The organism is Nostoc sp. TCL240-02 (genome assembly GCF_013343235.1).
Classification (GTDB): Bacteria; Cyanobacteriota; Cyanobacteriia; order Cyanobacteriales; family Nostocaceae; genus Nostoc.
Genome location: NZ_CP040094.1, coordinates 3,705,792 through 3,731,246, shown reverse-complemented (window position 1 = coordinate 3,731,246; position 25,455 = coordinate 3,705,792). Strand labels below are relative to the sequence as shown.

Annotated in this window: 22 protein-coding genes and 2 pseudogenes; 9 read left to right on the top strand and 15 right to left on the bottom strand. The window is 39.8% G+C overall.

The features are described from left to right. The first annotated feature begins 64 nt into the window (after positions 1–64). The 5 genes from FBB35_RS16045 (at position 65) to FBB35_RS16025 (ending at position 3,248) form a co-directional block, all read left to right on the top strand. The gene (locus FBB35_RS16045) at positions 65–487 is read left to right on the top strand and encodes a hypothetical protein (RefSeq protein ID WP_174710478.1); all 423 of its coding nucleotides are present in this window, start codon (positions 65–67) and stop codon (positions 485–487) included. A 71-nt stretch (positions 488–558) separates the two neighbouring features. Continuing rightward, complete coding sequence (locus FBB35_RS16040) at positions 559–789, top strand: hypothetical protein (protein ID WP_254625960.1); 231 nt, start codon at positions 559–561, stop codon at positions 787–789. 2 nt (positions 790–791) lie between these two features. After that, positions 792–1,019: a DUF3172 domain-containing protein gene (locus tag FBB35_RS16035; RefSeq protein WP_368041848.1), complete on the top strand. Its 228-nt coding sequence runs from the start codon at positions 792–794 to the stop codon at positions 1,017–1,019. Between the two features lie 627 nt (positions 1,020–1,646). Then, the gene (locus FBB35_RS16030) at positions 1,647–2,666 is read left to right on the top strand and encodes an RNA polymerase sigma factor, RpoD/SigA family (protein ID WP_199338202.1); all 1,020 of its coding nucleotides are present in this window, start codon (positions 1,647–1,649) and stop codon (positions 2,664–2,666) included. A gap of 84 nt (positions 2,667–2,750) precedes the next feature. Beyond that, positions 2,751–3,248, top strand: coding sequence for an ureidoglycolate lyase (locus tag FBB35_RS16025; RefSeq protein WP_174710476.1), 498 nt, complete (start codon positions 2,751–2,753; stop codon positions 3,246–3,248). Between the two features lie 129 nt (positions 3,249–3,377). Here the strand turns inward: FBB35_RS16025 and FBB35_RS16020 are convergent, their stop codons facing one another. The 4 genes from FBB35_RS16020 to ctpB all read right to left on the bottom strand — a co-directional run bounded on the left by FBB35_RS16020 (position 3,378) and on the right by ctpB (position 10,185). Beyond that, entirely contained in the window at positions 3,378–5,957 is a 2,580-nt protein-coding gene (locus FBB35_RS16020; protein WP_254625959.1) for a CHAT domain-containing protein, read from the bottom strand. 166 nt (positions 5,958–6,123) lie between these two features. Next, positions 6,124–6,873, bottom strand: a complete 750-nt coding sequence (locus FBB35_RS16015; RefSeq protein WP_368041826.1) for a transposase family protein — start codon at positions 6,871–6,873, stop codon at positions 6,124–6,126. A gap of 809 nt (positions 6,874–7,682) precedes the next feature. Beyond that, positions 7,683–8,696, bottom strand: coding sequence for a glycosyltransferase family 2 protein (locus FBB35_RS16010; protein ID WP_174710475.1), 1,014 nt, complete (start codon positions 8,694–8,696; stop codon positions 7,683–7,685). A 148-nt stretch (positions 8,697–8,844) separates the two neighbouring features. Beyond that, on the bottom strand, positions 8,845–10,185 hold the full coding sequence (gene ctpB / locus FBB35_RS16005; protein ID WP_174710474.1) for a carboxyl-terminal processing protease CtpB: 1,341 nt from the start codon (positions 10,183–10,185) through the stop codon (positions 8,845–8,847). A 311-nt stretch (positions 10,186–10,496) separates the two neighbouring features. Between ctpB and FBB35_RS16000 the strand changes: the two genes are divergently transcribed. Next, the gene (locus FBB35_RS16000) at positions 10,497–11,243 is read left to right on the top strand and encodes a YdcF family protein (protein WP_174710473.1); all 747 of its coding nucleotides are present in this window, start codon (positions 10,497–10,499) and stop codon (positions 11,241–11,243) included. A gap of 65 nt (positions 11,244–11,308) precedes the next feature. Here FBB35_RS16000 and FBB35_RS15995 read toward each other — a convergent pair whose 3' ends face one another. The 8 genes and pseudogenes from FBB35_RS15995 to FBB35_RS15960 all read right to left on the bottom strand — a co-directional run bounded on the left by FBB35_RS15995 (position 11,309) and on the right by FBB35_RS15960 (position 21,276). Next, positions 11,309–13,141, bottom strand: a complete 1,833-nt coding sequence (locus tag FBB35_RS15995; RefSeq protein WP_174710472.1) for an ABC transporter ATP-binding protein — start codon at positions 13,139–13,141, stop codon at positions 11,309–11,311. Between the two features lie 92 nt (positions 13,142–13,233). Next, on the bottom strand, positions 13,234–14,964 hold the full coding sequence (locus FBB35_RS15990; protein WP_174710471.1) for an ABC transporter ATP-binding protein: 1,731 nt from the start codon (positions 14,962–14,964) through the stop codon (positions 13,234–13,236). Between the two features lie 285 nt (positions 14,965–15,249). After that, entirely contained in the window at positions 15,250–15,657 is a 408-nt protein-coding gene (locus FBB35_RS15985) for a hypothetical protein (RefSeq protein WP_174710470.1), read from the bottom strand. 270 nt (positions 15,658–15,927) lie between these two features. Next, a complete protein-coding gene (locus tag FBB35_RS15980) occupies positions 15,928–16,515 on the bottom strand; it encodes a hypothetical protein (protein WP_174710469.1) in 588 nt (195 codons plus the stop codon). 135 nt (positions 16,516–16,650) lie between these two features. Next, entirely contained in the window at positions 16,651–17,790 is a 1,140-nt protein-coding gene (locus FBB35_RS15975) for a 3-oxoacyl-ACP synthase III family protein (RefSeq protein WP_174710468.1), read from the bottom strand. After that, positions 17,787–19,550, bottom strand: a pseudogene (locus FBB35_RS15970) (thiamine pyrophosphate-binding protein). The gene FBB35_RS15975 and the pseudogene FBB35_RS15970 overlap by 4 nt, the downstream one beginning before the upstream one ends. A 49-nt stretch (positions 19,551–19,599) precedes the next feature. Beyond that, the gene (locus FBB35_RS15965) at positions 19,600–20,667 is read right to left on the bottom strand and encodes a methyltransferase (RefSeq protein WP_254625958.1); all 1,068 of its coding nucleotides are present in this window, start codon (positions 20,665–20,667) and stop codon (positions 19,600–19,602) included. Positions 20,668–20,847: 180 nt separating this feature from the next. After that, positions 20,848–21,276, bottom strand: a complete 429-nt coding sequence (locus tag FBB35_RS15960; protein WP_254625957.1) for a hypothetical protein — start codon at positions 21,274–21,276, stop codon at positions 20,848–20,850. Between the two features lie 112 nt (positions 21,277–21,388). On the opposite strand from FBB35_RS15960, the gene FBB35_RS15955 reads away from it, so the two are divergent. Beyond that, complete coding sequence (locus tag FBB35_RS15955) at positions 21,389–22,648, top strand: ISAs1 family transposase (RefSeq protein WP_174710466.1); 1,260 nt, start codon at positions 21,389–21,391, stop codon at positions 22,646–22,648. Positions 22,649–22,668: 20 nt separating this feature from the next. Here the strand turns inward: FBB35_RS15955 and FBB35_RS15950 are convergent. The 3 genes and pseudogenes from FBB35_RS15950 to FBB35_RS34755 all read right to left on the bottom strand — a co-directional run. Next, positions 22,669–22,899, bottom strand: a pseudogene (locus FBB35_RS15950) (AMP-binding protein); the annotation flags it as partial. A gap of 7 nt (positions 22,900–22,906) precedes the next feature. Beyond that, positions 22,907–23,446 (bottom strand): IS630 family transposase, encoded by a 540-nt coding sequence (locus FBB35_RS34760; RefSeq protein WP_254625632.1) that lies wholly within the window; start codon positions 23,444–23,446, stop codon positions 22,907–22,909. A gap of 40 nt (positions 23,447–23,486) precedes the next feature. Next, on the bottom strand, positions 23,487–23,864 hold the full coding sequence (locus tag FBB35_RS34755) for a transposase (RefSeq protein ID WP_254625605.1): 378 nt from the start codon (positions 23,862–23,864) through the stop codon (positions 23,487–23,489). A 199-nt stretch (positions 23,865–24,063) separates the two neighbouring features. Between FBB35_RS34755 and FBB35_RS15940 the strand changes: the two genes are divergently transcribed. Both FBB35_RS15940 and FBB35_RS15935 read left to right on the top strand, forming a co-directional pair. Then, the gene (locus FBB35_RS15940; protein ID WP_174710465.1) at positions 24,064–24,324 is read left to right on the top strand and encodes a hypothetical protein; all 261 of its coding nucleotides are present in this window, start codon (positions 24,064–24,066) and stop codon (positions 24,322–24,324) included. Positions 24,325–24,727: 403 nt separating this feature from the next. Next, positions 24,728–25,387 (top strand): class I SAM-dependent methyltransferase, encoded by a 660-nt coding sequence (locus tag FBB35_RS15935; protein WP_174710464.1) that lies wholly within the window; start codon positions 24,728–24,730, stop codon positions 25,385–25,387. Positions 25,388–25,455: the final 68 nt, after the last annotated feature.

The following is a 25,455-nucleotide window of genomic DNA, read 5'->3' as shown; positions in this document are numbered from 1 at the left end:
GCTATTTTTGGGTGTTTGTGTCTAGCGAATTGTAATTATTAGACTGACATCAAGAGATTGAATTATGAAATCCTCTTTTATCACCTTAGTGGTTGTAATTAGCCCACTCTTTCTATCTCCGAGTGTCTATGCTAACCAAGAGAATGTTCCCATTGTAACAGTTGATGCTGATGCTCCAGAGAAGTCGTTTCACGATCGCAATCAGGCTGGAGTTTTATTGACAGAACCCGCGACGATTACCACTACATGGAGTAATTTTACGGGACAGACCAATAATCCCAAACAAACTGCTGAATCAGTTTCGCTAGTGCAGGAGCGAGGATGTCAAAAGATGAGTCCGCTTGAGTTCATCAATAATCCAGATGCTTTTTTTAAGGAATGTCAGAAGCCAACAACTACCCAAAGTTCTCAAACTACTGAACCAATTGAGTATTTTAAGGTTCCTAAACTCGATTCTGGTATTAGTGTGACAGTTACTAAATTTTGATGTAGGAATTTTTTATCCAGAGATAATTAATTTTTGGTAGTGTAATTTATCTAAATAATTTACGCTCAAACATGGATGATATATTTATGTTGGCTGCTTTAGCTCAAAGCAGAAAAGCTTTGCCGGAATGTTTGCCAAACCCACCAGTAGGTTGTGTAATCGTAGATACCCAAAAGATAGTAGCTCAAGGGTACAAGCAAGTACCAGGAAAAGACCATACTGAGGCTGACGCACTTAAACAGATTGAAGGCAAAGCTTTCAAGTTTTTGAAAATGTATGTAACTCTAACTACCCACCTCTAAATATAAATTTTTTCGTTTTAATAAGATATTTAGTAGCGATCGCAGGTGCTACTGTCTTGCCAAGTACTATCCTTGGTGCTAGTGTTACCACTGTTACTACTTTTACTTCCAAAAATGTTTTTAAGAGCAATCAAATTGATGATACCGCATTCAATGCAGATGTCTGCGTGCAGTATGACACAAGTACAATTGTCACAAATACCTCCGTCTTCGTCATCCTAAATCCCTAATTATAAGTATTGAACTGGACTCTTAAAGGAAGCTGTTTTTGAACAGGAGAAGTGCATTCGTTTATATTTCAAAATCGGCTGCTATGTACTCGGCTTGAGATAGTTTTATTATCTAATAAAAAATAGAAGTAAAAAAGGGATATTTTATATTTAATTAATTTCATTTAATGGGAATTACATAGATATATATCCAGACTATGAAAATTTAAAAAAATTTGTGATTTAATAATTCAGAATTGTGTTGGCATTTACTGTTAGTCATTTATCTTGTGGAGATGGAATCGTTGCTTGGTCAATATTTCATTTTTCCGTTAACTCCATTAGATAATTTAAGTAGACATAATTGTGTTTGAAAATATGCAATTTTTCAGAATAAAATAGTGGGATTATTTCAAAGGATATGGTGATAATACTTTAGGGTAATTGATTTGTGACTGGTGATAATGTTAGTATTATGGGGTGGGTTGATTTTTGGTTTATTATCTCCAACAATTGACTTGTAATGTATCATAGACCAGAATTCATCAGTATTGCCAATTGATTGATTAGCAGTGTGAAATGGTTGTGGGCCTGAATATCTAAACTTGATACCACTAAATTGATGAGGTTACAGAGGAGCAAATAACCATGAGCAACTTAACATCTCCACCTACCGAAGTTCAAAAAACGAAGAAAAAAAGTTTAGCCGCAGATAAAAAACCTCGAGCTACAGATGATATTGTGCGTAGTTATCTGCAAGAGATCGGGCGTGTAGATTTGTTGACTCGCGAACAAGAGGTTATTTTTGCCCAACAAGTGCAGCTGATGATGAATTTACTAGCTGCGAAAGAAGAATTAGCTGTGAAATTAGACCACGAACCCACACTGCAAGAATGGGCAGATCGAGTGGAGTTAGGTACTGAGGTGCTAGAGCTACAGTTAAGTCAGGGCCACCAAGCCAAGCAGAAAATGATTCAGGCTAATCTCCGGTTAGTGGTAGCAGTGGCTAAGAAATACCAGCACCGCAATCTGGAATTTATGGATCTAATTCAAGAAGGTACTTTGGGTTTAGAGCGAGGGGTGGATAAATTTGATCCTGCTCTTGGCTATAAGTTTTCTACCTACGCTTACTGGTGGATTCGTCAAGGAATTACGCGAGCGATCGCTCAACAAGGACGGACAATTCGCTTACCGATCCATGTCTTTGAGAAACTGAACAAAATTAAACGGGTACAGCGAGAATTATCTCAACAGCTAGGTCGCGTTCCCACTACTGCTGAAATTGCTAATGCATTATCTTTGACACCTAGCCAAGTTAGAGAGTGTTTATACTTGGCTCGTCAACCTTTCTCCCTAGAGGCGCGAGTTGGTGAACAACAAGATACAGAATTGCAGGACATCCTAGAGGATGACGGCCCTTCTCCTGAAGATTATGCTGTTGAAGAATCTCTCCACCAAGACTTACAAGACTTGTTGGCAAAGTTGTCTCCGCAACAGCGAGAAATATTAACCCTGCGATTTGGTCTGACTGATGGCTATGAACTTTCTCTAGCACAGATTGGCGATCGCATGGGTATTAGTCGAGAAAGGGTACGTCAGATTGAGCAAAAAGCTCTCAGTCTTCTCCGACGACAAAAGGAACAAGTACGTAGTTATTTAGCTAGCTGAGGTTATTTTTCCACAATTTAGAGCAATAAAATTTGGTCATTTTGGTGGAAAATAAACCTAAGCAATCTCTATCAAAGATTTGATATGGGCACATCAAAGACAGTGCAACAATTGCAAGCGCAATGGGTGAGTTCTGAAAACTTTCGGCGTTATGGACAAGTAATTTTTGCTAGTCTTGATGGCAAAGGTTACGATGTTGAAGATGCCCAGTTAAACCTGCAAAACGGGATTCCACGATTTTATATCATGCGATTGGAGAAGAGAGGGCGAAAGTTTCACAAAATTACTCGCCATGTACAATGCACTCAATGTCTGGGTTCTTTGGAAGGCAAAGATTGGTTAATTGCTGTTTGTCCTTCTCATAATGATGTGAATGAACCAGTACTAGAAGAGATTGCTGCTTTCCGCATTCCGGGAAATTGTTTTATCAAGCTAAATGAGGGTACATGGCACGCTGGGCCACATTTTGACCATGAAGCTGTAGATTTTTATAATTTGGAATTAGCTGATACAAATGTGGTGGATCATTTCACTCATGATTTTTTTAAGAGCCATCAATTAGAGTTTGAGATGGTTTCATAAATGTGGTTCTCTTATACTTGCGATCGCTTCTTGTTTCACTTTCTGAGTATTCGGCTATCAACCTAGAATCGTTGCAGTGCATCCTCTATTCGCCAACTTTCTCCTCAAAGGAGTTGGCGATTTGGGCTTTCAAAGCCAATTACCGATCGCAATCATTGGTGCCCAATATGCAGGATTATCATAGCTGGGATTCATCCCCTCAGATGATAATTTCTTAGCATGAATCATTCTAATTTGAGCTTGTTGCAATGCTTCTGCAATACTCATGCCAGCGTTGCGATAGTTGCTGTAAAATGTTTCGACTAGTTCGGATGTTGATTGATCACTGACACTCCACAAAGAGGCGATCGCACTTTTAACCCCAACTTGCAATGCAACTCCAGCTAATCCTAGTGTGGCCCGGTCGTCGCCAACTGCGGTTTCACAAGCAGTCAATGTGAGTAGTTCGACACTATCCGATTTGCTGGTGAGGTTTCGCAGTGAGTTTTCTAATTGACTAATGGTAAGTTTTTGGTTTTTGCCTGTGACAATGAAGGTGTCTTCAGGAATGATCCCAAATTGGGCATGGCTAGCTATGTGAACAATAGGATATGTGGTTTTGTCAAGTGTTTTCTCAAAATTTTCAGGGGAAAAGTTTTCATCAATGAGGTCGGTATGATTAGGAAATATACTTTTAACTGCGCTAACTTCATTGGGAACAGCAAGAAGTTGATCAAAAGTCTTCCCGTCAATTGTGGCTTTTTCAGTTAAACCCAAAATCAATGCTTTTTGTGTACTGCGATTGCGGGCTTTGGGTGTGGTAAGTCGTAAACTGGGGGTTGTGGCAATTGCATAAGTTTCGACTAAATATTTCTGTTGTTGGCTGTCGTAAAGTGCTGCCATTGGAACACTACGCAAAAATCCATCCTGAATAAATACCAAGGTTTTGACTTTCTCCGGCTTGATATCCTCAGCAAAGGGGCGAATTATCCAATCATAAAGCTGTGCCGCAGTTGTTGTATCGTAGTTAAATTCTTCTTGTCCTTTAACTAATTCTGTGCGAAACTCGGCAATTTTTTGCTGTAGGATGTTGCTGCTAACTATTTTACCTTGTTGATTGGGGTCTTCAATCCACTTAAATTTAGTTGCTTGATTGGGTAATTGCAATAACATCCCAGTTTTGCCATCTAAAATTATTGAACTCAAAAATCCAGTATTCTTAAAGGCTACACTATTATCCTTGAGGAGTTCTTCCACCTGTTTGGGATTTAAGGCACTTAAAATACAATCATTACCAAAATAATTCTGTAATTCTGCTAGTTTCAAAGCATCGATAGTTTTAACTACTTCTGATAATTCCTTGGCGCGTCGTTCATCGGCGATAGCACCAACTCCTAGCAAATCGAGCCGTGACTGTGCCAAGGTACGGTACAATGGTCGCACAACATCGCGGAAGTCAAACTGTACATCTCGTTCGGCGGTTAGAATATCGCTGCGGATATCTTCGAGGGTATCAAATGCTCGTTGATAGGATGCGATCGCTTCTTCTTTTCGATTCTGTTTATCTAAAATTCGTCCTGCTTGCCACTCCCACAAATACAAGCTATCTTTGGCACTCAACTTGTTATCTGCTGCTACTATTGCAGTTTGAGTATATTGTAATGCTTCTATTTCTTGCTTTGGTTGACACTCCCAGAAATGACCCAAAGCGCCGTTAGAATAAGAAAGTAGACGATTATCTTGTAAATTTTGACTTGCTGATACTGACTTTTGTAGCAAGCTTAATACATCTGCATTGGGTAAAATAAATTTATTTGGACAGTAAGTAAAAGGTGAAGTTCCTTTAGCATCTGACTGCAAGTATGCTAAATCAATTGCTCCATAGACTTTTGTCACTGAATCGGGTAAGAGTTCAAGAACCTTCAAAGCATCGTTAACACTTTGCTTAAACTCTCGATCGTTAATAACTTTATTCTTATTTGTCTGGGAACCCAACTGAATTAAATTTAACAATCCTCGCATCTCCGCTAAAGTTTGTTTTTGGTCGCTGGCGAGTTTTGCACTTTTTTGGAAATATTGATAAGCTTGGTTATAGTCTTCTATAGACTTTTGAGTAAATTCATTTTCTTTACTAGAAATACCAGCTTTATTTGCAGAATCTGCTTGTAACTCTCGCAATTGAGCGCGACTTTTGTAAGCATTACCCAAACTATTTAACACCAAAAATTCATAAGCTGGATAAAGTTGTTGTGCTACCCGCAAATATTTAATTGCTTGGTCATAATTGCCGATTAAGCGATATGCTTCACCGAGAATTCCCAAAGCTGCAACTTGACCGCTTTTGTCGTTATATTTGGTGGCGATTTGTGTAGCACTGTCTGGAGTACATTCTATTTTTTGACTTTTATCGGCTAGTTGACCACATAAAAGTGCGATCGCTTTGCGGGGTTGTCCCAAATTGCTGTAAACTTGGGCTAGTTCTGACTTCATGCGTCCCACTTGCTGGATATTTGCTACAGCGCCATAGTCACGAATTGCTGCTAATAAGGATGCGATCGCTGCTTTATTTTCTCCTATTTGTTGGTAAGCACGCGCCAAATTTTCATTTACAACCGCCGTAGCTGAAGGATTATTTTTATACTGATTTAATGCATCTTCCCAGTGTTTTACCGCATTGTGAAAATTTCCGGCATCATAGTCTTTAATTCCTTGTTCAACTGATGCGGTCACTCTAGACTTGTCCGAAAACTCCAAAGCCAGACTGTTCAAAGCTTTGAGGCAAAACTTTGATATTTGCGGAAAAACGCAGTAATAAGGCTTTGAGACAGTTACTGTTAGTTTAGAGGCATAAAATATCACTCCTATTTTTTGAGATTTTCCTAACTACTCTTAGTAGTTAAGTTGGCAAAATTAAGCTACCTATTCTTAATCTAACCAATCCACATACTGTGAAAATAATTTGTTCATAAGTATCGAGCTTTAATCGAAATCTTTGTGAAGCTATGCGAAATATTTTAAGTAATCGAATTAAATGTTCAATGAATATTCGATTACTAGATAAAGCCTTGTTTTCATCTTTTTGCTGTTGAGTTAATTCTCGCTTCGGTTTTCTTTTATGAGGAGTAGTGATGTTTTCGCCACCTTGAAACCCTTTATCACCTGAAAAAGTTTGAGATTTATCAAATTTGTGCTGAGATTGACGAAACAATTTTATATCTGCTGTTGGCCCAGGAACGCCTATCTCTACTTCTACAATATCCTTACCTTCTGGTATCCCAATCATTAAACTTTTTAATGTATGTTGCCTCTTCTTACCAGAAAAATATTTTTGTTGTTCCTTTTGGTCAGAATCCCTATATATTGGTTGTTCTAGACTATCGACTAACAGCCGAAAATTGGTTAATATTTCTTGAACAAATAGTAAATCACTCTCATTATTTGATACTTGTTCTAATAAACTAGCGGGTAAAATGTCTCGCAGGATTGGTATCCAGTAATGAAAAGTATCGTTAGCCTCTGTCTTCGATACCTCAAATAAAATTCCTAATACAAGAAAAGTTGGCATCTGTCTTAGATAAAATAAGCACAAACATACTTGTTCGTCGGTTGATAACTTTTCGGGACGACCACCACCAGATGCATTCATTCTAATTTTCTGACTCTCCTGTTTAGTTTTGATGTCTTGGTGTCGTTTTATGGCGCAATTTAATAATGATTGTAGTTGCTTGTAACTAATCCCTAAAATTTGTTTTGTTCTGTGTGGATATTTCTCGATATAATCAAAAACCATAACTAATTCTGAAAAATGGTAAACGCTCAACTTAACGTTTTACCATTTTTATTTTCCTAAGTTAATATTTCGGACAAGTCTATTTGGAGTTTGTGCAGATACGACTTGTCTAAACAAAAGATATGTTAGTAAAGTTGTCAAAAATAATATTTGAATAAATCTATGATGCCGATTTGGTTTTTGGTGTTGCTGAGTAGAAAAATAAATTAGCCTCTTGCCGAGGTTTCCAACCTTCAGCAACATCTGCATCCACCAATGTACAGAGAATAATATTTGAAGATATTTACTTTTAGCTTTCATATTTTTCCAAATAGATAAAATGTTTATTTAGCTTTTATTGTTTAAATTATCAGAAATTAGCAGAAAAAACTGAATTTTTTAAAAGTGTGCAGTTTTCTGCAATTTATCTAAGAATAAACCTGTAGTACGAATAAACCCAATATTATCAAGATTTTTACAGTTTTTACTATTGCTCAAGCTAATCTATTATTCTTATTAAATCATTATTCAAACTTAATTTAATTCATCTGCAAGCTATTTTTGGGACTAGAGAATAATTCGCCCAAAAAGAGTTCGATAACTGCGAACAAGAATCAAAGCGAATTTCTATATGAGATGGTGATATAGAAAAAATTGCAGTTATCCTGGCAAACTCCCTAGTATTTTTATAGACGATCAATTATCTTGGCATTTTCTGGTAGTTTGGAGTCTCGTTGCCCAGCAGTACGTGCCCTCGCTGTGAACAAACCAATGGGAGTATTTAATAAATCTACAAGGATGGCTTGACCCACGATGCCTGCGGTGGTCACTGAGCTTTGTCGAAGTGTGGGCTGCGCCAACGCCTTTTTAATATCCCTTGGTACTTCCTTCAATAACCAACGTGCCAAACGATAGCCACATTCTTTAAGTGTAATTTCTCGCATCAAATCTACACCGTGCAGTTCGTGGAGATAGCGATTTGAGCGTCCATAGCGCCGCCATTGACTTTGCAGTTCCTTAAGTGTAGTACGGTGGTGGTGCTGAACGATCGCATTTGGGGCAAATTCCAAACGCCCGATATTTTCCTCCAAAATCCGCCAGCAAATATCGGCATCGCCACCAGTGGTAAGATAGGGACGAAATAAACCCGCTTTTTCTAAGGCGATGCGTCGAATTGCCAAATTAGCGGTTTGTCCATAGGGACGAAAGGCATGGTTAAGGGTATGCTTTTGCGACAAAGTTTGTTCACGCTCTGCGTGTTGTTCTAGTAGGGTTGTGCCTGGTAATGGCAAAACTTCACCAGCGACAATTACCACTTCTTTGTTGACAAAAGGCTTAATTAATGCGTCTAACCATTGAGGTTGTGGGCGACAATCTGCATCGGTAAAAACTATAATTTCGCTCACAGCAGCGCGAATCCCAGTATTACGAGCAGAGTATGAGCTTTGAATTTGGTTTTCGCTCAAGGGACGAATTGTAATTGGGCAGTTTTCGGCAGATGTTTTGAGGATGGTAAGAGTGCGATCGCTACTGTTATTGTCCACCAACAAGTACTCTACCCGGTCTTTTGGGTAAGTTTGAGACAACAGACAATTGATTAACTCTGGTAAATCCGCCTCACCGTTATAAATAGGAACAACCACCGACACCATTGGTAAAGGGCTGGTGGCGGTGGTTGCATCAACTGGCTGATGATTCATAAATCTGAGATTTGAGAGATGGGATTACTAACTAGTATTCCCAAACCAAAATCCTAGAACGGTATATTAAGCAGTTTTCGTAACTCCAAAAATCTGGATTTGGGAATACTACTATATAAACACCTGCGAAGAAATCATTTGCATCAATCTAAAATTTCAGGTTATCAGCGCGGCTCATGGGTCGAGCAGGCTGATTTGCTGGCGGCTGGGCGAAGTTGTTATTTGATAAAATGGCGATCGCTCTGGCATATTGCGGATCGCTCTTAGTTCCGATTAAATCTGGATTAGAAGCTAACTGCCGCTCTTGTGCCTCTGTCAAGTCTAGCTTGACATCTGGGGCAATCCCTTTATGGTTAATATCTGTTCCCGCCGGAGTGTAGTAATGGGCAATGGTGACAGCCAAGCCGGAACCATCTGCAAGTTCATGAACTGACTGCACTAGGGCCTTACCAAAGGTTTGACCACCTACGACTACCGCCCGCTTATTATCCTTAAGCGCCCCTGTGAGGATTTCGCTAGCACTAGCTGAATTACCATCTACTAAGACTGCCAAGGGACGATTTGTCAAAGCAGTGCGATTAGCTTTAGTTTCTTCAGTGCCGCCCACACGGTCTACTGTCTTAACAATTCCGCCGTCATCATACCACATCCGAGCAATTTCAATGCTCGCTTGTAACAACCCGCCAGGATTTCCCCGCAAATCTAAGACATAAGAATCAACTTTCTTAGTGTTCAAATCGCGGATGGCTCGTTGCATTTGATCTGCGGCGTGGGCGCTAAATTCCCGTAAACGGATATAACCAACGCGGCGATTTCCTTCTTGTCTGAGGGTATAACGTACCGTTGGTACTTCAATACTTGCTCTTGTCAGTTTCAACTCAAAGGCATTTTGTCCTGTTCGTCCCAGCCGTAGTTTGATGGGAGTACCTGCTTTGCCACGAATTAACTTGGAAGCGTCATCCACTTTCATTTTGAGAGTGGATTTGCCGTCAATTGCCAAAATTTCATCGCCTGCTTTGATCCCAGCTTTCAGTGCTGGAGAATTTTCTATGGCTTCGACGACAGTGAGGCGCTGAGTTTTTTCGTTTACTTCCATCCGAACGCCAATACCAGAGACTTCCCCAGATGTTTGGCTAGTTAGGGCTTCAAACTGTTTGGGGTCCATGAATCGGGTGTAAGGATCTCCCAACTTTTGTAAAGCTTCGCGGATGGCAGTGTATGCTTCTTCCCGGGAAGAATAGTCTTTGCTCAACAGGCTTTGTCTAGTTGCTTGCCAATCTTGTTGATTAAATTTACCATCAACATATTCATGATTCACCAGTTGCCAAACTTGGTCAACTATCATTTTCGGGCTGTCTTGTAGAGCTAAGGCGGCACGGACACCACGAGTCCAAGCGGAGCCAAATACAGACATCGTAGCAGTCGTAGCGATCGCTCCACCAATCAAGGCTACTTGGAGCGGTGAGTAACTTTTCGCAGATTGGTTCATGTATATTAACTGGAATAATTGTGTTGTTGACAGTTTAGCAATCAGGCTTTCCAGAAATTTTTAAGTTTTTATACCCCAAACTAAGCTATGCTTTCCTCATCATTTTTATCGTTGCAATGATGCCGAAAAATACTGCATTATTAACAACCATTTCTCAGTTTGTTAGCCGTTTCCGGAAGGCTATACTGAAGATGTGACACTTTGATTAGCGTCATGTTTGTATTGATTCATTACTTTTATAAGATAGCACTTTGATCGCTTAATTGCAGCCTTGTTAGACAGCTATTAAATCAGGTTTTCTTACCGAAGTCATGAAACGTAAATTTACCATCAAATCGTTAATTTCTATTAAAAAAAAATTTGCTAATCTGTGGCAATTGTTACAAAAACTAACTAGTGTATTGTACTTTGTCTTAGGCACTTGGCTGATTTTTACTACTATAACCTTAGTTTTTGCTTCTTCACAGCCAGTAGATGCCTTCTTGGTTCTTGGTGGCAGTATTCGTCGAGAAACTTATGTGGCCCAACTAGCAAAACAATACCCACAAACCCCAATTTTAATTTCTCATGGTTCCCCAGACCCTTGTATATGGTTAATTTTTCAGCCAGAATTAGTAGAGTTACAAAACGTTTGGTTAGAAAAGTGCGCGAATTCCACTTTTGAAAATTTTTATTATAGTATTCCAATTCTCCGGCGTTGGGGAGTGCATAAAGTCATGTTGATTACTTCGCCAAGTCACTTACCCAGAGCTAAATGGATGGCACAGATTCTCTTGGGCGCTCATGGTATTTGGGTAGAGCCCGAAATTGTTGAGGAGTCGGGTATTCCTGGTAATAATGAATCTTGGGGCAAAACTGGATTAGATTTAACGCGTAGCGTATTGTGGGCAATTTTAAGTCAAATTATTCAACCGCAATGCTCAAATGTGACAAAGCTTGCCGAAGTGGATATGCAAGCTTGGGAGCATAAAGGTTTTCATTGTGAACACCAGGGGGGTTGGGGAGATGAGGGGCAGGGGGCAGGGGGAAGGGGGCAGGGGGCAGGGGGAAAGAATTAGAGAATTTGTATCAGACATTTCGTGAAATGGTAGTAAGCTGCATAGCAGCTTAAATACCCTCTAGACTAGTTTCTAGAACTTATTTTCAAACTGGTTTTGATATTATTTACTAGTTGTAGAGAATAAAGGTTTGCATATACTCCCCTTTGCTCCATCAATTGTGTATGTGTAGCTTGTTCGATGATTTGTCCTTGCTTGATGACTAATACCTTGTCTGCGTTAGTGACTGTAGCCAGACGATGAGCGATGATAAAGCTGGTGCGACCTTGAAGTAAATTAGCGATCGCTTCTTGAACTAATTTCTCTGTTTGGCTGTCAATATTACTAGTTGCTTCGTCCAAAATCAAGATGCGCGGGTTTACCAAAACTGCCCGGGCGATGCTGATTAACTGTTGTTGTCCTTTGCTGAGATTTATCCCCCGTTCCCCTAATTGCGTTTCATAGCCTTGGGGTAAGGTCAAGATAAAGTCATGAATATTTGCAATTTTTGCAGCCGCTTCAATTTCTGCCGTTGTTGCTTGGGGATTACCAAAGGCAATATTTTCGGCAACGCTACTGCTAAAAATCATGGTATCTTGCGAGACAACACCAATTTGACGACGTAGGCTTGCTTGTGTAACTTTTCGGATATCTATATCGTCAATTTTTATAGCACCGCTTGACACATCATAGAAGCGGGAGAGTAGGCTAATTATAGTAGTTTTTCCTGCACCAGTAGCTCCGACCAATGCGATCGCTTGTCCTGGTTCAGCGTCAAAAGTTACATTTTCTAAAACTTTTTGACCGAGTTTATACTCAAAATTGACAGATTCAAATTGAACTTTACCCTGAATTGGTGGCATTGCGATGGCGTTGTACCCGCCGGAGGCGATCGCGTCTGTGGTATCTTCAAGTTGGACTGGCTCATCCAAAAGTAGAAAAATTCTTTCTAATCCAGCTAATCCAGATTGTGCTTGAGTATAGAAGTTAGTGATAATTTGGATGGGTTGAAAAAATTGCTGGACGTAAAACAAAAATGCGGTAACAGCTCCCACAGTCATGATATTTTTATAAACGAGAAAGCCACCATAAGCTAATACAATACCCCAAGTAAGTGTATTAAATAAGTCTATTGTTGGCAGGAAAGCAGCAGAAATTGCTGTTGCTTGGATATTAGCATTTCGGTTATCTGCGTTAAGTTTTTTAAACTCTTGAATGTTGATTTCTGCCCGGTTAAATGCTTGAACTTCTTGAATATTGCTAATATTTTCTTCTAGTTTAATTGAGAGTTGAGAAATTGTTTGTCTAGTAATGCGAAACTTTGCCCTTGCTAATCTGGCAAAAAAAGTCGTTGTTAATAACATAATTGGCACAATCAGGTTAGTAATTAAACCTAATTGCAAGTTGATGGAAAGCATGAATATTGCACTTGCTAATAAGCCAAAAAAGCTTCCAATAACTTGCGGTAGAATAGGGCTGAATACTTGATTTAAAGTATTAACATCACTCAGCAGGCGACTCATTAAGTCACCAACTTTACTCTTATCATAAAAGCTAAGGGGTAATGTTTGTAATTTGTTCATGATATCTTGGCGTAATTGTGCAAGTAAATGCTGCATAATTACACCAACTTTAACAATCAAAGTCCGATTGGATAAAAAGCCAGTAAGGTATACTATTGTTAATACAACTAGCATCCATAACAGTCCTGACCAATTGCCTTTAAGTATCAAGTTATCTATCGACCAACCAGTAAGCAAAGGTGCTATTGTTTGGGTGATAGAGCTAATAATAATTATTCCCAGGATGATGGGAATCTCTTTGATATATGGACGAAAATATTGACTGAAGCGGCGGATAACAGGTAATGGTGCATTAACTTGTGATACCGATTCAAAAATATTAATTTTTCTGTTCATGAATGACAATTTTATGTTGAAGAGTCTAGCAAGGTTGATTTGAGATATAAATAATTTTCTATAGATCCAAAAATTAGAATTTCTATAAATAACTAGTTTTTTAAGATGGCATTTTCAATTAGCTCTGCACCGGAAGATGTTTTAACTAATTTACCTCGATCAATTATGAAAATCTGGTCAGCATTATTTACCATATTATTAATCCGTTGAGTGAGAAAAATTATAGTAAATTGACGCTGTTCCATCATAACTTTGAAGGCTTCTTGAATTAATGCTCCTGTCTTCGCATCAACAGCAGAAAGACTATCATCTACAATCAGAATTTTGTAATCATTTAGCAATATCCTAGCAATAGTAATTCTTTGCTTTTGCCCTCCCGATAAGCCAATTCCTCGTTCGCCGATAACAGTATCGTAACTATCAGGGAGGCTAATAATAAAATCGTGAATTTGAGCAAACTTAGCTGCTTCAATTACCTTTGAAAGAGGTGCATCTGGTATTCCATAAGCGATATTTTCACGAATTGTTCCAGAAAATAAACTTGCTTCTTGAGAAATCAAACCAATGTGAGAACGTAAACTGACTAAATTTAAAGAGCGGACATCATAACCATCAACCTTTACTATTCCATTTGTTGCATCATAAAAACGTGGAATCAATTTAGCAAGTGTACTTTTACCTGCTCCCGTCGTACCTAAAATTGCCACTGTTTGCCCTGGCTGGATTTCAAATGAAATACTATTTAAGGTATTTTCATTTACTTCTGGGTAGCGAAAATCAACATTTTCAAAAGAAATTTTTCCTTCGCATCTGTGCAAAAAGACTGCATTGGGAGATTCCTTGATGGCAATTTCTGCATCTATCACCTGATAAACTCTAGTGGCTGATGCTGATGCTTGAGCAACAGATTGAAATGCAAAAGTCGTCTGAAAAATTGGTTGGATGATAAATACTAAATAGGAATTAAAAGCAACTAGTTCGCCAATAGAAAAGCTGTGGCTGATTACCTCTAAACCCCCATATCCAAAAATAGCGACTGCAAGTAAATTGCTCGCCAAAAAAATTATTGGAAATGTATCTCGCAGTGCATAAATGGTTTTGATACTTGTTGTACGGAAATTTTCATTAGCAACGGCATAGCGTTTTATTTCTGTTTGTTGACGCACAAAAGCTTTGACTGCACGCACACCGAGTAAATTTTCTTTTAAAATTGAGTTTAAATCATCTAGCTGCCTCTGTGCTTGAGTAAACAAGGAAGTATTTTTTTGAAAAAATCCGCCTAATAAAATGAAGGAAGTCGGGATAATTGCTAATGCTATAAGTGCCAACTTCCAATTCATGAGTAGCAAAATTGTCGCACTACTGAATAATACGATCGCAGCACCAAAAATTTGCAGCAAGGTAGCACCAATAAAAACGCGAATTTGTTCGATGTCATTATTAATACGTGTAAGCAGTTGTGATGTAGGTGTGCGATCGTAGTAACTTAAATCTAAATGCTGGGTTTGACTAAAAAATTTATTCCTGATGTCATAAGCGATACTTTGAGATACTATCTCTGAAAAAAAACTTTGTCCAAAATTAAACAATCCCCGAATCAAAGCCACCAAAACCATCAATCCCCCACAAGTCAAAATCACTTGTAAGTTATTTTTGGCAATACCAGCATCAATTCCCCAGCGAATAATTTGAGGTGCAGCGATATTAGCGACTGTCGTCATTAATAAACTAGCGATCGCAGCTAATACCATTACTGGGTATTTCAGCAACATTTTCAAAATTCGCTTTAGTGCCTCAATAGGCACATCTGGTTTTTGCTTCATATATAATTTACGTATTTAATGTAGTGAGTGAGCTAATCTGTTGCTGGTAATTGCTAATCGTGCGATCGCATCTCGTCGTGCTTGTGTAGCCAGCATAATATCTACAATCGGCGCAGATTGAGCAATTAAACGGCTAATTATACTAATTTCTTGTCTGTAAATAGAAGTATAAAAATCTAAGCTGCGTTGTATATTAACATTTTCTGCCGAGAAAAAACACCTAAGCTGAGAGTCGCAAAATTACTAATTGCTTGCACCAGTACCATCATATTGATTTTTTGGCAATTAAAAAATATCTTCAATGGATGTATTAACAGGTTGTTCAAATTTGACTTTCCCCATAGTTATAGGAAAATTCCAGTAGGGATGAACAGACATTAATGCCTGATTAGGAACATTTTTTGGTTGAGCTACAGAATTTTGAAAGGTGTTTTCAGGATAGCGAAAACGAACTGATAGCGCATACTTTGATTGACGAGCAACTTTGGGTACAAAAAGGATAAACTCATCATCTTGTGGAGAGTCTTTCGGAAGATTGGGAGAAGCTTTGACTAATTCAGGACGGAGTAAAGTTATAATAGTTCGAGCTTCATCATGGGTTGCTCTTTCAGGACTTTGAGAACCTTGTTCTGATATTTCATCGCCAATATTTACCGCATATTCGACGACAGAACCGTCGTACTCGCTCAACATATCTGGACGAATTGGTGCGCCTCCTCGGATTGAGTCATCAAAGATAAAGTAGCCGTTGGCTTGCTCGCCATTAAAACTAAATGTAAGGCTGCATGGGCTGGGAGATGATCAATTATTCCCTGAGTGAAAAAAACTGCGAAAGTTAATATGGATGTAATTATTAGTTTCTTCCAAAAGTTCATTATTTTTTCCTCTTTTTTACAAGTAATAGTTATCGGCTTGTAAAGACGTTGACATACAACGTCTCTACATCTTAATCAGATATCTTTTCTATCTTGGTTTGTACGGGTGCTTTAACCAAGCTTTACCTAATGTTTTGGGAAAATCTACTTTGGGAAATACTTCTATTTCAGCCATTAGATGAACCTCTGTTGGTAGTCTTGTAGATCCGTTGAACGTTTCTTGGGGATACTTGAAATAGCTAACTAGAGAATAACTTGACTTTGGCTGTCGTTCAAAGTTACGTACTTGTAAAAGGAATAGATCGGCAGGTAATAAAACATTATGCTCGTCATCTTTACCATATTGTTTATCGTGTTGCGCTCGAATTTTTGCCAAGACTTTATCTTCTTCTCTGGACAAAAAAACAATGGCATTACTAACTGTGCCTTGAAATAATCCTTTGTCTCCTAAATCGACTTTATAATCGCGCCCTCCACCGTAATATTGAGTCATGTAGGGCGATTTTGTTTCACCTTTGGCAGCAGTATCATAAATAAAGTAACCGTTGGCTTTTTCACCAGTGAAAGTGAATTTGTATGTAGCAGCTTGAGCCGAAGATGTGCTGATTATTCCTTGAAATAGGAAGACTGCGATCGCAATCACAAATACAACCGATATTTTTTTCAAGAATTTCATAAAAACCTCACAAATTTGATAGGTAAGGGAACGAACCGCATTCGCGCAGCGTCTCGTTAGAGAAGGACGCATAGACGCGGAGCGGCTTCCCGCAGGGTAGAGCGCTAAGGAAGAAGGAAAGAAGAGAAATCAAAATTAATGAGACAAAGCACTAGGAATGAGAATTTTCTGATTGTGTAGGGAAAGGCTTAAGGGGGGAGCGGGTGGAGTTCCTAATGCAACATCGCCCCAACGCATGACGCTAGCACCTGCATTGGATGAGGAACCCATTGTATAAACGAGAACTAAATCGTTTTCCCGGATTTTACCCGCTTGGGCGGCGTGGTAGAGATTGGCTACGGGGAAGGTTGGGCCAATATTGGCGTAGAAGGGATTCAGGTTAATAGTCCGTTCTGGATTAATCCCTAATGCACGGGTGCAAACCTGCGAATACCAAGCGCTGGGTGTGTTAAAAGCAAAAAAGTCAATTTGATCTAAGCTGACATCAGCAGCTGCGATCGCTCCGTGACAACATAGACGAATAAATTTTACGGTTGTCTCGTTAAACATCTTACTTGCGCCCTTACCTCCCCGAATGAACATTCTGATGTTTCCTTGTTCATCGGTGGTGAATTCGTTATAAAAGGCTCCACAAGTGGCAGCGGTATTGGCAATTTTAGTTCCCAAAATTCCTTGATTGGGTTGGAGTTCACCCACAATAAATGCTCCAGCTGCATCGCCTGACAAGAAGGCGAGGGTATCATTCTCATCGGTATAACGGGAATATGTAGAGGAAACAACCACTAATACATTGCGATATTCTCCCGTTCGGACTAGAGAACAGGCTGTTTGGAGGGAAACTAATACAGATGTGCAGGTTGATTCTATATTCCAAGCTGCGCTGGATAATCCTAATTTACCGGCGAGAAAAGCTGCATTTCCTGGTGTGACTTGTTCGGGAAATAACGAAGTTACAAGCATCAAGTCGATATCTTCGGGCTGTAGTTTTGCTGCTTGCAGAACATCAATCGCTGCTTGATATTCTAGAGATAAAGAGGTTTCATCTGGGCTGACTACTCGCCGTTCAACAGTACCGCGAAAGGGATCGGACATATAAGGGGCTACTTCCTGTGACCAGATATCTGTAGAATTATCTGTGACAAACAACCTAGCCAAGGTTTTTTGTTCAGCTTCCGCCACCATCTGGGGAAAATTATTTCTGTAATAATCGTTGGTGCGGATGGTGCGAGGAAAATTCAGGGCGATCGCTCGAATGCCAACTGGTTGTAAAATCATGATTGTTCTCCTTTAGATTCGATTGCTCCTTGTTGAATGAGGCTGCGAATTCTCCCGCCAATGGGAGCAGCTTGTTTGGGGTCTAAGTTAATGTCAACAACGAAGGGAACAGTAGCAGCCAAAGCTCTTGTTAACGCTGCTTCTAGTTCCAATTCTGTGGAAACGCGGATACCGTCTGCACCCATTGATTGGGCAAGTTTGACAAAATTGGTACTCGGTATTTCCGTAGCTACGCCTTGAAATCCTTGTAAATTCATGCCTTGGGCACACATATTGTAGCGTCCGTCATTCAGTACGATCCAAACGGCGGGAATGTCGAATTTAACGGCGGTGCTAACTTCGCTATTCATCAACATCGCGTCATCTCCCACAATGGCCACGGCTTTACCATTTCCTCCCCAAGTCGCCCCCACAACTCCAGTCACAGCATGACCCATCGCCCCCACACTGGTACTAATGCGGTAGCGTCCAGGTTGGGTAAAGCGCAGTCTGTTAGTCGCCCATGCGAAGGAATTACCAGCCTCAGCGAGAATCACAGCATCGCTATCTTCAACGATGATTTTTTGAATTGCATCCATCAAAACTTCTGGTCTGACTAAACTATCTATATGAGGAGAAAGCGGTTGTAATTCTGGATTGGGCAATATTGGGGAATTGCCTCGACGTTGGGGAAAATATGCTACTAGGGATTTGAGGTAAGGCTTTACTTCCGATTGAATTGCGAAAGTTGGTACAGATGGATAGGCTACTCCCGGTACTTCTGGATCTATATCTACATGGATGAAGCCACCAGAAGGAATCATCAAGGAATTCCAAAAAGAAGTTGGTTCACCTAAACGAGTTCCTAAAACTAGGATGCGGTGAGGTTGCTGTGACTGCATATATGCGAGGACAGAAGTATGACCACTGAACCCGGTAACGCCGATAAACTGGGGATGATTTTCGGGAAAAATGCCCTTAGCGCGAGGCGAACACATCACCGCAGCACCAGTAGATTCTGCTAATTGGCGAACTTCGGCGGCGGCTTCTCTAGCACTAAAACCTAGCCAAATCGCAAAGGGTTCTTGAGAAAGCAACCGTACCGACTCAGCGATCGCTTCTTCGCTGGTAACTGACACCGCACGAGTAAATCCAAATTGCGATCGCGCTGTGCATGGTTTGGTTTGAATTGGGGTAGGAATACTGATATGGGCGACAAAAGCGCCTGGTTGGGATAATCCTTGCGCCAGTCTGCGGGAAATTTCTGGGATTTCCTCGCCAGTTTCGACGATGGTGGCGTAATTGAATAATGCACCTGGGGTAAATATACCTGAAATCGGCAACGTATGAGCGCTGGTTTATTGACAAGCCCAGCGTCCGCGATTTCCAGATGCGGTGGTTGCAGATAATAGAATTACTTTTGCACCTTCGCCTCTGGCAGCTAGTAATCCGGTGAGGGCATTGGTGATACCGGGGCCAGTAGTGACGAACACAACAACGGGGCGATCGCTAGCAAAGTGAGCCTCACAAGCTGCAAAAGCTGCTCCCGATTCGTGGCGAAAGTGTAAAACTTGAATTTTGCTGCGGTTGAGGGATGCCCACAATGGCCCAATTCCACCACCAGAAACACCGAATGCAGATTCGACTCCCATATCTTCTAACATCTTGACTACAGTTTCTCCAACGGTGAGTTCGGTTGATGTTAATTGAGTCAGTTTGCTGTTTGTAGGTGGTGAGAAAATGGAAGATCCAGATGTATTTGTAACTGTTTTTGTGTTCATACAAGTAAATTTGATGCGTATAAATTAAGTAGTCTTTCTTGAGCAAGAATTAGGATTTACGACCAGTAATGATGCTCCAGTAACTCGAAGCTGGTTTAATTTCAATGTCGATAAAACCTGCTTGTTCCAACATCATTGATAATTCCTGACCTGAATATTGTTGACCTCCCAGCTTTAAAGATATATTTAGGTTTTTAACTGCTACTGGGAAAGGGCCTGTTTTTTGTTCGTTAAATAGCATTTCATGGAGGATAATCCGCCCTCCACTCAATAAGCTATTAAAGCTTTTTTTTGTGAGAATCTGACATTTATCTTGTTGCCAATGATGATAAATAGCACTATAAAAATGAACATTGCCTACGGGAAAAGGATCACTCCATATATCAAATTCTTGTGTTGCAATCCGATTCTGCAAGCCATAATGTATGATAAATTCCTGAGCTATTTCGCATACTGTAGGTAGTTCGAGAACAACGGCTTGCAAATTCGGCCATTTTAACGTTGCACCAATTGAATGAGCCGCCGAACCTCCACCAATATCAATAAACAATTTATATTCAGATAAATCGATGAGTTCTGGCCAAATTAATGCAGCCGCCATACTTGGCCCATGCATACTAGAGATAAAGCTACGGATAAATTTAACATTATTACCAAAGGTGATGGCACGCATAAAATCATGATTTTTACTCAAAGATTCCATCACCTTTTTACCAGATAAATTATTGGTAAATAAAGACTTTTTAAAATTATCAAATGAGGATATATGCTTGCGTTCGTCAAAGATCATCATTTCTAATAGAGCACCAAAATATGTGGGACTACTTTCGACCAAATAGTCTGTAGCAAGAGGAGTAAGTGAATAAAAATTATTTTCTATTCCTACTAATTCAATAGATACGAGAACTGCTAAAATAGCTTCTGCTGGACGTTGAAAAATTTTTAGTTCCTGACAAATTTCTGCTAAAGTGCATGGTTGTTGAGATAGAAGAGCGAATAGTTTGATGTCATAAGCAACGAGTAATACTTGACGACCTGTATCTGCAAAAATAAGATTCCATAATAATAGTTCGTCAGTTTTGGGTTTTTGAATTGTTATAGATGTAGTTGGATTCATGATTTTTGGATGTGTTTGATGAGTTAATTGGAGTTTTAGGTAGTAGCAATCCTGTCTGATGTTTTTTAATTAACCGCAGATGCACAGATAAGCCAGTGCATTGGGCGCGTTCTCTCAACTGGCGCGACGCATAGAGAAGAATGAGAAGAGGTTTCAGTGAATAATTGAGAATTGCTAGATTTATCTTAACTGTGTGGGAAAACTTAGAAATTTATTGGATGTACTGGTAAATTCTTCGTCACGTAAAAATCGCTTTATCACCTTGCCTGTAGGATTTTTTGGCAGTGAATTCACAAATTTAATTGTTTGAGGAATTTTGTAAGTTGCTATTTGTTGAGAGCAGAATTCCAGAATTTCTTTTTCTGTGACTTTATGACCATTTTTAACTATGATGTTGGCTTTGACTATCTCGCCTTTTATGGGGTCGGGAAGTCCATAGATAGCAACTTCAGCAACAGCATGATGTTTATAAATGACATTTTCTACTTCTGTTGGATATACCTTAAATCCACAGACGTTAATCATATCTTTTAATCGATCGGCGATATAGAAGAAGCCTTCTTCATCCAGGGTAAGCTCATCTAAATTGGTATAGTATGAACTTGACAAAAGAAACAAGATAAAGATTAGTGGGCAGATAAAAAATGTACTTGACATCAGGGCAAAAGAAGTGAGATGAAAGCAATGCACTCAAGATAGAAAACTTCTCTAATGAAACTTTATGTCTGAAGGATTTAAGACTAAATCGGCTCCAGCCAAAAAAAGTAATCCTGATCAGCCAAAGCCGCAAGAAGTAGCATCAATGGAAGCTATTCAAAAAAGTTTAGTGGATAATTTTGGAGACATCAAAGACCCAAGAGTAGAGCGAACAAAGAAGCATCAACTCACAGATATCGTGGTAATTGCGATTCTGGCAGTCATAGGTGGAGCGCAAGGATGGGAAGACATGGAGAACTACGCCATCAGTAAGCAAAAGTGGTTAGAAGAATTTTTAGCATTACCAAATGGAATCCCTTCCGATGACACCTTTCGACGGGTATTTGAGTTCATCAATCCAGAAGAATTCAACCGTTGTTTCTTGAGATGGATAGAAACCCTAGTGACGAAGATGGGAGGAGAGATAATTCCCATAGACGGAAAGACTATTAGGGGTTCTTATGACCGAAATCAAGGTAAATCCGCATTGCACGTAATTAGTGCCTGGGCAAGTGAACAAAATTTGGTCTTGGCACAGATGAAAGTGGAAGATAAATCTAATGAGATTACAGCAATTCCGGCATTATTAGAGTTACTGGATATCACAGGCTCTATCATCACTATTGATGCAATGGGAACTCAAACCGAGATTGCCAACAAGATTATCCACAAAAAAGCAGATTATGTCCTAGCACTCAAGGCAAATCATCCGACTCTCTACCATCAAGTAAAACAATGGTTTGAAACAGCATCTGCACAGGATTTTCAAGGCATTGATGTCAGTTACGACCACCGCATTGAAAAAGGACATCACCGCACGGAAATTCGTCAAGTTTGGTCTGTGCCAGTTTCTGCTCTTGGTGAAATTTACCAACCCAAAATCTGGGCTGGACTCCAAAGCATTGTCATGGTTGTTCGGGAGCGTCGTCTTTGGAACAAAACTACTCGTGAGATTCAATTTTATCTGACTTCTTTGCACAGCGATGCTCAACTTTTAGGCCGAGTTATCCGCAAACATTGGGGTATTGAAAACCAAGCTCACTGGACTCTGGATTGTACTTTTGCTGAGGATTCTTGTCGCATTCGCTCTTTTCACAGTCCCCGGAATTTTGCTCTTTTACGACGCATTGCTCTCAATGCTCTCAATCGTGAACAAACTTATAAACGTAGTCTCCGACAAAAAATGAAACGGACTGGTATGGATAACGATTATATGATTCGAGTTCTCAGTTCTTGTTTCATTGACTCTACATTAGATTCCTCTCAGCCCTTATGTCAAGCCTAGTTGAGATGCTCTTACCCTGCTTCTTCATCCATGCGACCAATATCACCACTGTGTAACCAACCATTTTTAATTACTTTTTGAGTTTCTTGAGGACGATTCCAATAACCAAGCATCACATTGGAACCTTTGATTACTATTTCACCCAATTCTCCTGCTGATACTTGATAACCGTCAGCATCTACAATTCGCATTTGGACATTTGTAATTGAGACACCAATGGAACCAAACTTATATTTTAAATTGTGGTTATAGCGGTTATCAGTCTTGTGAGGTACAGTAGCAGCAGTGAGTAAACCAACCCAGCAAATTCTCTATTGTCACTTCTGCGAATGCCGTATCTAATGCCTGGAGTAAATCAGGGTATGTCCTTGCACCGATGCGACGGAGAATGTTCTTAATCTTGGACCAACAATTCTCAATCGGTGAAAAATCGGGAGAATAGGGGGGGAGATAAATGAGATGAGCGCCAGCAGCGATGAGCAAAGCTTCAAGTTCATCACTTTTATGGATTGAGCAGTTATCCATGATCACCACTGCACCAGGCCAAAGTTTGGGTACGAGCTTTTGGGCGATGAAGGCATCAAAAGTCAAAGCATCGATAGAACCTAAGCCACTCCATTGGGTGAGCAGTCCTTTCAAGCTAATTGCACCAATTACCGAGACATTTTTCCCTTTGCGGTTGGGCTTTTGAGCATAGGCCTGAAGGCCAGGCAAGGCGCGGGCACATTTGCGGATGAAGGACAGATTAACTCCCGATTCATCTAAGAAAATCAGCTCTTCGACGGGTATCCCCCTCAAGAGTTTCCAGTACTCAAATCGGGCTAGTTGGACTTCATCACTACCTTTTTTGTGAGGTGGAGACTTTTTTTTTGAGGTTGAGGTGAAGTTTCCAGCGAACCATCCGATTCACCGTAGCTACCCCAATTAAGACCTCTGTTTTCTCGTAAAGTCGTTCCCGCAATTCGCTTAACGTCGCATCGGGCTGTGCTATGACGAGTTGGCGCAGGATTTCTAACTGTTCAGCATTCAACTTTGTTGCTGTCTGCTCAGTCCGCACCTTGGGGCCTATCATCCCCAATTCTCGATGGCGTTTGAGTAAATTTTGCACAAAACTTAAGGTGACACCAAAGTTTTTAGCCAGTTTTCGTTGGGAAATGTCACCGCAGGCATAAGCATCAACTATTTTTTGACGCAAGTCGAGAGAGTAGGCTTTCATCACCACCAATTATCAGTAGAATTGCTCTCTCCTACTGTACTGAAGTAGACTGATAACCGCTATACAGATGCTAGGGTGTTGAAACTGGAATTTGCACCTATAGGTAAAGTGTCAGGTGTGGGTACTTCGCATTAACATTAGATTATCTAAGGTAAACAGATTACTTGTTCTAAAATTTACTTAACAAAGGCGGTAGAAAATGGGTAGACTAAATCCTTATACACTGCAATTGCAGATTACCCGAATGTTTGAGCAAGGGCAATCATTTTTTGCCACAACCAAGGTACAAGAATGGTTGAAAGAACGCAAACATAATCCAGAAGATTATGACATTCTTTTCCATAAAAAACCCGCGCCTCCTGGTTCAAAAGAAGTAATGGTAGTGGAAATTGAATTACGCCGCAAAGATGGAGAACCTGTAGATCCTTGGTTACAGGAACAAGCAAATCTTCATGCCTAATTTTATCAACTAGCATTTAATTCATATTACCTTAACAGAATTTGCTAAAAGATAGCGTTCCCAATTACGGAACGCTTTTTGCTATTTTTGTATTCATAAGTTATTTATAAAAAGAAATTAACCGCAGAGGTGCAGAGAACGCAGAGAACGCAGAGAGAATAATTGGACATTTTGACGATTCATTCGTTTAGGATTGCTATATATAGGCAAATTCTACTTCTGCTTCTGCACTTTTCCTATTTCTGTGGTAGGTTGCGGTAAGTTACTACGTATGTATATTAATCAAAATCACCCAATCAGGTGAATCAAATGGGTGAGGTACAAAAAACATAAATTATCGTACCTTAAGACTATAAATAGTTGCTTGGTGCAATAATTTATAGCCTCAAATTTTAGGAAGTAGATGATGACTGTAAACCCAATTATTGGAGATTCACCAAATCAGATTTATACCAACTTTGGTAAACCTTTCTTTGCCTGGATGATGGCTCAAAGTAGCAGTACGTATGATAAAATCGTCGGCGACCGCAAACGTTCTCTTTTTGCAAATCTCCAAGGTAAAGTGTTAGAAATCGGCCCAGGAACAGGCCCTAACCTACCCTACTACCCCAAAGATATCCACTGGATAGGAATCGAGCCAAACCCACACATGCACTCCTATCTGCGAAAACAAGCAAAAAAACTCGGCTTAAATATCGATCTTCGCATTGGTAATGCTGAATGGTTGGATGCTGAAGATAACAGCATAGATACTGTTGTTAGTACTTTAGTTTTGTGTTCCGTGCCGAATATAGATTATACATTACAGGCAATCTTAAGAGTACTCAAACCAGGTGGACGCTTCTTATTTATTGAACACGTCGCTGCAACTAAAGGAACTGTATTGCGACAAGTACAAAGTGCAATTCGTCCGATTTGGAAAGTGATAGGTGATGGTTGTCATCCAGATAGAGAAACTTTGATTGCTTTAGAAAATGCTGGTTTTGCTAGTGTTAATTTTGAGCGATTTGATGCACAATTGCCGATTGTCAGTCCTCATATTATCGGCATAGCAACAAAGTGAAATAACTTTTAGAGGTTGCTGTATAAAAGTATGAATATCTCACACAGATAAGCGAGTGTCTGAGACTA